The following is an 11,630-nucleotide window of genomic DNA, read 5'->3' as shown; positions in this document are numbered from 1 at the left end:
GAAGTATGGCAGACGAACTGAACAACGACTACGGCGCAGACAAGATCAAGGTCCTGGAGGGGCTCGAGGCGGTCCGCAAGCGCCCCGCCATGTACATCGGCTCCACCTCGGCCCAGGGACTCCACCACCTGGTCTACGAGATCGTCGACAACTCCATCGACGAGGCCCTGGCCGGCTACTGCAACGAGGTGAATGTCACCATCCATCTGGACGGCTCGTTGACGGTGGTGGACAACGGCCGCGGCATCCCCACCGACATGCACCCGACGGAAGGGAGGCCGGCGGCGGAGGTGGCCCTCACGGTCCTCCATGCCGGCGGCAAATTCGACAACACCTCCTACAAGGTCTCCGGCGGCCTCCACGGGGTCGGCGTCTCCGTCGTCAATGCCCTGTCCAAGAAACTGGAGCTGGAGATCCGCCGCGATGGCAAGGTGTACCACCAGTCCTATGCCTTCGGCGCCCCGTTGACCCCCCTGGAAGTGGTGGGAGAAACCAAGAAGCGGGGAACCAAGATCAACTTCCTTCCCGACGACACCATCTTCGAAACCACTGACTTCTCCTTTGACGTGCTCTCTCAGCGGCTCCGGGAGCTGGCCTTCCTGAACGCCGGGGTCCGGATCACCATTGCCGACGAGCGGGAAGAAGGGAAACACCACGACTTCCACTACGAGGGTGGAATCGTCTCCTTCGTGGAGTACCTGAACAAGAACCGCACCCCTCTCCACCAGAAACCGGTCTTTTTCAAGGGCGAGAAGGCCGGCATCGAGATGGAGATCGCCTTCCAGTACAACGACTCCTACGACGAGAAGGTCTTTTCTTTCGCCAACAACATCAACACCCACGAAGGCGGCACCCACCTGGTGGGGTTCCGGGCGGCCCTGACCCGCACCATGAACACCTATGCCGGAGCCAACGAACTCCTCAAGAAGGAGAAGGTCTCCATCTCCGGCGAGGACCTGCGGGAAGGGCTCACGGCGGTTATCTCCGTCAAGATCCCCCAGCCCCAGTTCGAGGGGCAGACCAAGACCAAGCTGGGAAATTCGGAGGTGAAGGGGTACGTGGAATCCCTCATGAACGAGCGGCTGGCGGTTTTCCTGGAGGAGAACCCCAAGATCGCCAAGGACATCATCGGCAAATCCATCGAGGCGGCCCGGGCCCGGGAGGCGGCCCGCAAGGCCCGGGAGCTGACCCGGCGCAAGGGGGCCCTGGACATCTCCAACCTCCCCGGCAAGCTGGCCGACTGCCAGGAGCGGGACCCCGCCCTGTGCGAAATCTATCTCGTCGAGGGTGACTCCGCCGGCGGCTCCGCCAAGCAGGGGCGCGACCGGAAATTCCAGGCGATCCTCCCTTTGAAGGGGAAGATCCTCAACGTGGAGAAGGCCCGGTTCGACAAGATGCTCTCCTCCCAGGAGATCGGCACCCTGATCACGGCCCTTGGTACCGGCATCGGCAAGGACGACTTCGACGTGGCCAAGCTCCGTTACCACCGAATCATCGTCATGACCGACGCCGACGTGGACGGCTCCCACATCCTGACGCTGCTGCTCACATTCTTCTTCCGGCAGATGCCGGAGGTGGTGGAGCGGGGGCACCTCTACATCGCCCAGCCTCCCCTCTACAAGGTGAAGCGGGGGCGCAAGGAACTCTACCTCCGCAACGAGGCGGCCATGCAGGCCTACCTCCTGGAGGAGGGGACCGAGGACATGGTCCTCTTCCTGGAGAACGGCGAGAAGAGCTACGCCGGCAAACAGATCATTCCGATCCTCAAGCAGCTGGGGGAATACCGGACTCTCCTGGACAAGGTGGTGCGGAAGGGACTCAACGAGGAACTCGTCCGGGTCTTCCTGCGCCTCGGCGTCAAGGCCGGCATCGAGGACATGGAGCAGCTGGTGCCGTTTCTGGGGAACATCTCCCAGGTGTACGACGGCGGCGACTTCAGCCCCCTGGACGACGGGCGGGTCATCATCCGGCTCGGCAACCTCCGGATCGCCCTGGACCAGCACACCCTCGACCTTATCGGCTCCTACGAGTACGGGCTCCTGGTGGAGAGCCACCGGAAGGTCCGGGAGATGTTCGGCGCCGGCCGGGCCGTGGTCTCCAGCGAAGGAAAGGAGCTGTTCGACACCATCCGCGGACTGGACCTCCTCACCTTCTTCATGGACAGCGCCAAGAAGGGGCTCTCCATCCAGCGCTACAAGGGTCTCGGCGAGATGAACCCGGAGCAGCTCTGGGAGACCACCATGGAGCCCACCAACCGGACGCTCCTGCAGGTGAAGGTGGAGGACGCCATCGAGGCCGACACCATCTTCACCATACTCATGGGGGACCAGGTGGAACCCCGCCGGGACTTCATCGAGCAGAACGCCCTGAACGTGTCGAATCTGGATATCTAATAAAATCAGGCAGAAGGCCGAAGGCTGAAGGCTGAAGGGAAGAAGCACGACCTTTAGTCCCTGCCCTGGGCCCCTAGCCGTTTCTGAGGTTCATGAATGCTTGAACATACCCTGAACAAGACTGCCGTCAATATCGAAGACGAGATGAAGCGCTCGTACATGGACTACGCCATGAGCGTCATCATCGGCCGGGCCCTCCCCGACGTGCGGGACGGGCTGAAGCCGGTGCACCGGCGCTGCCTCTACGCCATGTACGACATGAGCAACGACTGGAACAAGCCGTACAAGAAGTCGGCCCGGGTGGTCGGTGACGTGATCGGTAAGTATCACCCCCACGGCGACGCGGCGGCCTACGACACCATCGTCCGGATGGCCCAGGATTTCTCCCTCCGCTACCCGCTGGTGGACGGCCAGGGGAACTTCGGTTCCGTGGACGGCGACTCGCCGGCGGCCATGCGGTACACCGAGATCCGGATGGAGCAGCTGGCCCATGAGCTCCTGAACGACCTGGACAAGGAGACCGTGGACACGGGACCCAACTACGACGGCTCCCTCACCGAGCCCCTGGTGCTCCCCTCCAAGTTTCCGAACCTCCTGGTGAACGGCTCCTCGGGCATCGCCGTCGGCATGGCCACCAACATTCCCCCCCACAATCTCACGGAGGTGATCGACGGGATCATCGCGGTCATCGAGAACCCGCAGCTCACCTTCGAGGAGCTCCTGGCCCTGGTCCCCGGCCCCGACTTCCCCACCGGCGGCTTCATCTACGGCCGCGAGGGGATTCTCCAGGGGTACCGGACCGGCCGCGGCATCGTGCAGATGCGGGCCCGGGTGTCCGTGGAGACCCACAAGAAGACAGAGCGCCAGTCCATCATCGTCACCGAGATCCCCTACCAGGTGAACAAAGCGAACCTGATCACCAAGATCGCCGAGCTGGTGCGGGAGAAGAAGCTGGAGGGGATCAGCGACATCCGGGACGAGTCGGACCGGGACGGGATGCGGATCGTCATCGAGCTGAAACGGGACGAGGAGCCCCAGATCATCCTCAACCACCTCTACAAGCAGACCCAGATGCAGACCTCCTTCGGCATCAACATGCTCGCCATCGTGGCGGGGAGGCCCCGGGTCCTGACCCTGCGGGACGCCATCGGCCATTTCATCGACCACCGCCGCGAGATCGTCACCCGCCGCACCATCTTCGAGTTGAAGAAGGCCGAGGCCCGGGCCCACATCCTGGAAGGCCTCAAGATCGCCCTGGACTGGCTCGATGCGGTCATCGAGCTGATCCGCGCCTCCAAGAACCCCGATGAAGCCAAGAACGGCCTCATGGCCGGCAACTTCTCCGACCCCAATTTCCTGCGGAAGATGGGGATCGAAGGGGCCTCGTTTACCGCCAGCGTCCAGCTCTCGGACAAGCAGGCCCAGGCGATCCTTGAGATGCGCCTCCAGCGTCTGACGGGCCTCGAGCGGGAGAAGATCCTCAACGAGTATGCCGAGATCCTCAAGTACATCGCCCGGCTGAAGGAGATCCTCGCCTCCGAGGCGGAGATCCTCGCCATCATCATTGGCGAGCTGCGGGAGATAAAGGAGCGGTTCGGCGACGAGCGTCGCACCGAGATCGTGGACCGGAGCGCCGAGATCTCCCTGGAGGACACCATCGTCGAGGAGGACGTGGTGGTCACCGTCTCCCACACCGGCTACATCAAGCGGACCGCCGTCTCCCAATACCGCTCCCAGCGCCGGGGAGGGAAAGGAAAGACCGGCATGAAGACCAAAGAGGAGGATTTCGTCGAGCATCTCTTCGTCGCCTCCAGCAAGGACTTCATGATGTTCTTCACCGACTCGGGCCGGGTCTACTGGCTCAAGGTCTACGAGATCCCCGAGGGGGGCCGGGCGACCCGGGGCAAGGCCATCGTCAACCTCCTGAACCTCCAGGCGGGCGAGCAGATCACCGCCATCCTCTCGGTGAAGGAATTCGACGAGGTGCGGAACATCATCATGGCCACCCGCCTCGGTGTGGTGAAGAAGAGCCCCCTGCGGGAGTACGCCAACATCCGGAGCGGCGGCATCATCGCCGTGAACCTGGACGACGGGGACAAGCTCATTGCCGTGGCCCTCACCGACGGTAAGCATGACGTGCTCCTGGCGTCGAAGAACGGCAAGTCGATCCGCTTCCACGAGGCGGATGCCCGTCCCATGGGCCGGGTCTCCCGCGGGGTGCGGGGGATGAGCCTGGAGGACGACGACGTGGTGATCGGCATGGAGATCATCAACCCCAACGCCACCGGCTCCACCATCTTCACCGTCACCGAGAACGGCTTCGGCAAGCGGACCGAGCTGGACGAGTACCGGGTCCAGAGCCGCGGCGGCAAGGGGATCATCACCATCAAGACCACGGAGCGCAACGGCTGCGTCGTCGACATCATGCAGGTGACCGACGAGAACGACCTGATGCTCATCACCGATCAGGGGAAGATCCTTCGGATTCCCGTGGCCCCCTTCTCGGTCATTGGCCGCAACACCCAGGGGGTGAGGCTCATGACCGCCGAGCAGAACGAGCGGATCGTGGCCGTGGCCAGGCTGGCCGAGAAGGACGAAGGGGACGAGGCGCCCGACGAGGGGGGCGATGACCTCCCCGAGGCGGAGGTCGTGGAAGAGTAACCGCGACGGCCGCAGACCCGTGACCGGCGGCGTTATTGTGCCGGTCCCCGGTCGCCGGTCCCCGGTTCCTGCATATGAAAAGTCACCGCAGCAGTATTGATACGAGCCTCCGGGAGCGCCATACCATCCTGAACCTCCTGGGGCAGCTGACGAAGGAGAGCGTCAGCGCCGACGAGCTGACGGAGATCGGAACCACCCTCCGGGGGGCGGGCCGCCGTGCCCTTTCTCCCCTCTTCCGGCGCCTCTGGCGGGAGAAGAACGGCGCGGTCATCTCCCGGTACACGACTCTCCTCAGTTACTTCGAGGACGACGGGTGGCTGGACCAGCTCATCCAGATCACCCTCACCCGCAAGGACCTGGAAGAGCAGGGGAGGTCGGCCCTGATGCTCGCCCTGGCGGGTTACGGGGTTGACGTCTCGGTTCCCCCCTTCACGCCGGTCATGGACGGGGCCGGCGGACCCCTTCGGGCCACTCTTCCCCGGCTCCTGGACCGGGGCGAGGAGGGGCTCATCGTCTTCATGGAGGATTTCGCCGCCTACGCCCCGGAGGCCCAGAAGGCCATCGTCCGTGAGCTTTGCTTCGTGGAAGACTCCCGGGTGGTGGATATCTTGGGGGTTCTCCTGGGGTTCGACGAGCCGGAGACCCGCCGGGAGGTGATCGAGGCCCTCGGCAGGGTCAGGTTTCCCGGGGCCGCACGTATTCTCCGGCGCTACCTGGGCGAGGCCCCGGACGACTACCGCCCCCTGGCCGAACGGAGCCTGCGGCGGCTGGGTTTCCTGGGCCTCGATACGGATGATTGGCATGAGGAGCCGCAGTTTCCGTTTCACACTACCTGGGTAAGCCCACCGGATGCCTCGGGAATCAGGTGCCTCCTGGTGACCCGCTGGACGGGGCTCGAACATATCGACATCCTTTTCATGGAACTTCACGAGACCGACGGGATGCGGGACGCCTGGGGGTGGAGCGGCCTGTCGCCCGATGAATATGGGGAGATCCTCCGGGAGAACGCCGTGGAGGACACCCTGGTGCCGGTGGACGCCGACTACGTGGCGGAACTGGTGGGGGATGCCCTGGAGCGGAGCCACGTAGTCGGCTTCTACCTCCCCCCCGAGTTCTATGTGCGGCAGCGGATCCTGACGGGCCTCGATTTGACCCCCCGCCCCTACGTTCCCCGCTTCGAGGGGATGGACCTGGCGGCGGCCGACGACCCGGGGCTCGTGGCCGAGGGTGTCGGGCTTCTGGACGACTGGTTCTTCGACGGGTGGTTCTTCTTCGACAACCGAACCCGGCTGTTGGCCGACGAACTGGAGCGGCTGGGCGACGAACCCTTTGCCCGGCAGGACGACATGGCCGTCGACCGCTTCCTGGAACGGTGGTGCCGCGATGAGGTCATCCCCCGCATGGAACGGATCGTCCGACGGCTCTTCCTCACGGCAGACCTCATGGTCCGCGCCGGCCGGGAGGAGCGCCTCGTGGCGCAGACCCTGGCCGTGGCGGTGAGCCTCTCCCGGGGCATCGTTCCGGCCCACCGGCACCCGTTTCTGCGCCGCTGGCTCCTGGAGCTGATCGGGATGGTGCGGGAGGCCCGGGCCGAAGGGTACGCGTTCCCGGCCAGGGCCTGGGACGACGAGGAAGACGGGGAGTGGGACTGACTACGGCTGAGATGGAGAGCGACGAGAGCGAGGAGTTGTCCATGAGCGAGAAAATCGGAGTCATCGGTGCAGGCAGCTGGGGAACGACCCTTGCGAACCTCCTTGCCAAAAAGGGGTTGGACGTTACGCTCTGGGCCTATGAGGCGGACCTGGTGGAAGAAATGCAATCGACCCGGGTGAACTCCCTCTTTCTTCCAGGGATTACCCTCGCTCCGGGGCTCCACTTTACCTCCTCCCTGGAAGAGGCCGCCACGGGGAAAGAGGTGGTACTTCTCGCCTCCCCCTCCCAGGTCATGCGAGGGGTGATCGCGAAGCTCCTGCCGTTCCTCGCCCCCGGGGTGACGCTCGTGAACGCCTCCAAGGGGATCGAGCTCGACACCCTCATGACCATGGACCAGGTCTGCGCCGCCGTTCTCCCCCCGGAGAACGGCGGGCGCTTCTGCGTCCTCTCGGGGCCAAGCTTTGCCCGGGAAGTGGCCCAGGAGATGCCGACGGCGGTAGTGGCGGCCGCCGCCGATCCGGCCGTGGCCGCCCTGGTTCAGCGTCTCTTCACCGCCCACTATTTCCGGGTCTACACCAATAGCGACGTGGTGGGGGTGGAGATCGGCGGCGCCCTCAAGAACGTCATTGCCCTGGCCGCGGGGATTTCCGATGGTCTGGGTCTCGGCCACAACACCCGGGCCGCCCTCATCACCCGGGGGCTCGCCGAGATGAACCGCCTCGGTCGCGCCATGGGAGCCGATCCGGCCACCTTTGCCGGGCTCGCCGGCATGGGGGACCTGGTCCTCACCTGCACCGGCGACCTTTCCCGCAACCGGACCGTGGGGGTGAAGCTCGGCCAGGGGATGCGTCTTGCCGAGATCCTCGGCGAGATGCGGATGGTGGCCGAGGGGGTGAAGACCGCCGAGTCCGCCTGGCGGCTCGCCGGCCGGATGGGGGTCGATATGCCCATCACCGAGAAGGTCTATCAGGTTCTCTACGAGGACAAGCCGGCCCGCCAGGCGGTCCTTGAACTCATGACCCGCGACCCGAAGGCTGAACGGGGATAAGGACGAACGTCCCCGGCCACCCGGCGGAGGGTATGCCATGAATCTGCGCCTCACGATCCGGAACAAGCTCTTTCTGGCCATCCTCCTCATTCTCTTCGTTTCCTACGCCATTCTCATCCAGACGACCGTCACCAGCATCAACGCCTCCCTCGAAGACACCCTCGCCAAGGAGCTCTCCGAGAATCTCCGCTATGCCAAGGATCAGTACTTCGCCCGGGCCGAGCAGATGAAGTATTCCCTTCTCCTCCCCGCCTCCGCCCTACCGGTGAAGGAGCGGATCGGGAGAATGGACAGGGCCTGGCTCCAGGACGCGGCCTGGCGTTGGCGGGCGAGCCTCCCCTTCTCAGAACTCTTCCTCTTTGTGGACCCGCAGGTGAGGGTCATCGCCGGCGGAGGCAGGTCGGTTCCGGATAACGCCCGCGAACTGTCTTCCATCGTGGAACGGGCCCTGCGGGAAAAGCGGCCGGTCTACGCCACCGAACTGGTGAGCGAACGGTTCCTCTGCAGCGCCGGCATCGGCGATTTCTGCACCAATCACCCCTATGACGACGGCGAAGGAGTCATGATGATCACCGTCGTCGTCCCGGTGTTCGCCGAGGGAGGCACCCCCCTGGGCGCCATCGTCGCCGGCGATGTCATCGACCGGGACGTGAAGCTGCCGAGCCGGGTCCAGGAGGTTTTCGGCAAGCAGGTGCTGGTGGCCGTCACCCGGGGGGGAAGGCTCGCCCCGGCCAGCGTCAACCCGGCCTTCCCCTACCCCGCCGACATCGCTCCCGATATCCTCGACAGGCTGGAGCGGGGACTGCCGTTCGGCGGCGACGCCACCATCGGGGGGAAGGTCTACAAGACCGCCTTCGACCCCATCACCAACAGCCGCGGCGACTACGTTGGCTCCCTCTACGTGGCCCTTTCCCGCGACGACTTCAAGGGGATCCTCCGGGACAGCCTCAGAAACATCCTCGCATCCGCCGCCATCGGGATTGTTCTCACCTTCTTCACGGCCCTGTACGTGGCCCGCCGGTTGACCATGCCCCTTAATCAGCTGGCGGACGGGGTGCGGATGATTGAGAGTGGAGACCTGCGGCAGCGGGTGGACGTCACCGTCGCCGACGAGGTGGGGGAGTTGGCCGATGCCTTCAACCGCATGGCCCGCAGCCTTGAGGAGCGGGACCGGACAATCCGGGCCACGGCCCACGAACAGGCGGAGTTGAATCGCCGGCTCCAGGAGATGAATGAACTTCTCGAAAAGCGGGTCAGCGAACGGACCGCCGCTCTGCAGGTGGAGATGGGGCGTCTGGAGGCAATTCTCACCGGCATGGCCGAGGGGATTGCGGTTACCGACCGGGAGGGGAGGATCATCCTCTTCAATCCGGCGGCCCAGCGGATTTTCGAGATGGTACCCCACCGGGTGGTGGGGCGTCCCCTGGAGCAGGTATGCGCAACCGGAGAATTTTGTTCGCTGGTTGATTACATCCACATCATGAGAGACAATGAAGACTTGACCCCCCGACAGGACGTGGAGCTTGTCGTGAAGGGGAAGAAGTTGAAGATCAACCTTTCTCCCTTCACCGACATGGGTGGTATCCTGGCAGGGGTGGTCATGTCGGTGCGGGACGTGACGGCCGAAGAGGAGGTGGACCGGGTGAAGACCGAGTTCATCTCCACCGTTTCCCACGAGCTCAAGACTCCCCTCACCTCCATCAAGGGGTCGCTCCAGTTTATCCATGACCGGGGGAAAGGATTCAGCGAAGTGGAGGGAGAGCTTCTCGCCGTTTGCCTCCGCAACACCGACCGGCTGATCCGGCTGGTGAACGACATCCTCGACATCGCCCGGATCGAATCGGGGCGGCTGGAGTTTTCCCTTGCACCCCAGGAGGTGCGGACCCTGGTCTCCCACTCCATCGAGGAGCTGACAGGGTTTGCCAGGGAGCACGAGGTTGCCGTCGAGAACCAGTGCGGCCAAGAACTGCCGCCGGTCTACGGCGACCGGGACCGCCTGGTGCAGGTTCTCACCAACCTCCTCTCCAACGCGGTCAAGTTCTCTCCCCGGGGGGAGCGGGTGGTTGTGACGGCGGAGCATACCGCCAACTACGTGGCAATTTCCGTGGCCGACCGGGGTCGCGAGATTCAGTGGTCCGACCGGGGAAAACTCTTCAAGAAATTCCAGCAGCTCGACAACTCCGACCGGCGTCAGCACGGCGGAACAGGGCTGGGCCTTGCCATCTGCAAGGAGATCGTCGAGCACCACCACGGCAGGATCTTTTACAACGAGGGGGTCGGAGGGGGGAATGTCTTCACCTTCACGGTCCCCGTGTGCGAGGAGCACCCATGAACGACGTCAGGATCCTCATCGTCGATGACGAAGCGGACATCGCCCTCATCCTCAAACTCCAGCTGGAGGACGCCGGCTACCGCACCGCCCGGGCCAGGGACGGTCTCGAAGCCCTGGAGGTGCTGGCCCGGGAGCGCTACGACCTGATCCTCCTCGACATCCGCATGCCCCGCCTGGATGGGATAGAGGTGCTGGAGCGGATCCGGCGCGACTGGCCCGACCTGGTGGTGGTGATGATGACCGCCCATGGCAGCGAGGACATCGCCGTGGAGGCCATGAAGAAGGGGGCCGTGGACTACATCTCCAAGCCCTTCTCCTCCGACGACATGAAGAAGCGGGTGGAGCGGGCGATCCAGTACAACCGGACCCGGCTGGAGAACGAGCGGCTCCAGCGGGAGGTGGAGGAGGAGCGCCGCAAGATGGAGGCGATCCTCCATGGCATGGCCGAAGCCCTCGTGGCCGTGGATCGCCAGGGGCTCGTCATGAGCGTCAACCGCACGGCCGAGGAACTCTTCGGGGTGGCAGCGGCAGCGGTCTATTCCCACCCGGTGGAGGAGCTCGTCACTGCCGCCATCCCGGCGGACCGGCTCCCCTGCCGGGTGGTGCTCGCCACGGGGGAGCCGTGCCTCGACGTGGCCTACGACCTGCGCCTGCCGGGGCGGGTCGTGCCGGTCCTCTCCAGCGCCGCCCCCCTGGTGAACGCCGCCGGGGAGATGATCGGGAGCGTGGAGATCATCCGCGACATCTCGGCCCTCAAGGCCCTGGAACAGGAGCGGGAGGATTTCGTCAGCATGCTCTCCCACGACCTCAAGACCCCCATCACCGCCATCGTCGGTTCCATCGACCTGGTGAAGGAGGGACGGCTCGGCCCAGTGAACGCCGAGCAGAAGATGTACCTTGAATCCGCCGTGGAGAGCTGTGCCGAGATGGTGGACATGATCGACACCCTCCTGGACGTCCACCGCTTCGAGGCGGGGCGGATGGTGACGACCCTGGGGGACGAGGAGTTGGGGCCGCTCCTTCAGCGGACCGTCGACCGGTTCGAGCCGGTTGCCCGCAACGGAGGCCTTTCCCTCACTATCACCCTCCCCCACGAGCCGGTCACCTTCCCCGTGGATCGGAAGAAATTCGCCCGGCTCATCGGCAACCTCATCTCCAATTCCCTGAAATTCACCACCGACGGTGGCATCGAGGTGCGGGCAGAGGTTCTGGACGATGTCGCGACGGTGGCGGAGCGCATTCCCGCCGGCTCCTACCCGCCGGAGAGCCTCCCCCGGCAGGGGCGGTACCTCCTCGTGGCGGTGAGCGACACCGGGGCGGGAATTCCGGCCGATTCCCTCGTCACCATCTTCGACCGCTTCGTCCAGGCCCGCAACCGCAAGCTGGGAAAGGCGAGCGGTACCGGCCTCGGGCTTGCGTTCTGCCGCAAGGTCATGGATGCCCACCATGGGTTCATCTGGGCCGAGAGCGAGCAGGAGAACGGCAGCACCTTCCTGATGCTCTTTCCGCTGGGGATGGACTGACCACTACCGGGGGACTTTCG

At 64.7% G+C, this 11,630-nt stretch carries 6 protein-coding genes; all 6 read left to right on the top strand.

Annotation, left to right across the window (positions count from 1 at the left end; genetic code table 11):
- Window positions 1-5 precede the first annotated feature (5 nt).
- The gene (gene gyrB, locus RCH91_RS12710) at window positions 6-2,393 is read left to right on the top strand and encodes a DNA topoisomerase (ATP-hydrolyzing) subunit B (protein ID WP_306535334.1); all 2,388 of its coding nucleotides are present in this window, start codon (window positions 6-8) and stop codon (window positions 2,391-2,393) included.
- A gap of 96 nt (window positions 2,394-2,489) precedes the next feature.
- On the top strand, window positions 2,490-5,054 hold the full coding sequence (gyrA, locus tag RCH91_RS12705; RefSeq protein WP_306535333.1) for a DNA gyrase subunit A: 2,565 nt from the start codon (window positions 2,490-2,492) through the stop codon (window positions 5,052-5,054).
- A 74-nt stretch (window positions 5,055-5,128) separates the two neighbouring features.
- Complete coding sequence (locus RCH91_RS12700; RefSeq protein WP_306535332.1) at window positions 5,129-6,706, top strand: HEAT repeat domain-containing protein; 1,578 nt, start codon at window positions 5,129-5,131, stop codon at window positions 6,704-6,706.
- Window positions 6,707-6,747: 41 nt separating this feature from the next.
- On the top strand, window positions 6,748-7,755 hold the full coding sequence (locus RCH91_RS12695) for an NAD(P)H-dependent glycerol-3-phosphate dehydrogenase (protein WP_306535403.1): 1,008 nt from the start codon (window positions 6,748-6,750) through the stop codon (window positions 7,753-7,755).
- A gap of 37 nt (window positions 7,756-7,792) precedes the next feature.
- Window positions 7,793-10,087: an ATP-binding protein gene (locus RCH91_RS12690; RefSeq protein WP_306535331.1), complete on the top strand. Its 2,295-nt coding sequence runs from the start codon at window positions 7,793-7,795 to the stop codon at window positions 10,085-10,087.
- On the top strand, window positions 10,084-11,610 hold the full coding sequence (locus RCH91_RS12685; protein WP_306535330.1) for a response regulator: 1,527 nt from the start codon (window positions 10,084-10,086) through the stop codon (window positions 11,608-11,610). Before RCH91_RS12690 ends, RCH91_RS12685 begins: the two co-directional genes overlap by 4 nt.
- Window positions 11,611-11,630: the final 20 nt, after the last annotated feature.

The sequence above is a fragment of the Geobacter sp. genome, assembly GCF_030834625.1.
Lineage (GTDB): Bacteria > Desulfobacterota > Desulfuromonadia > Geobacterales > Geobacteraceae > Geobacter.
Note: the sequence above shows the minus strand (reverse complement) of the source record. Positions and strands in the feature narration are given on the sequence as shown.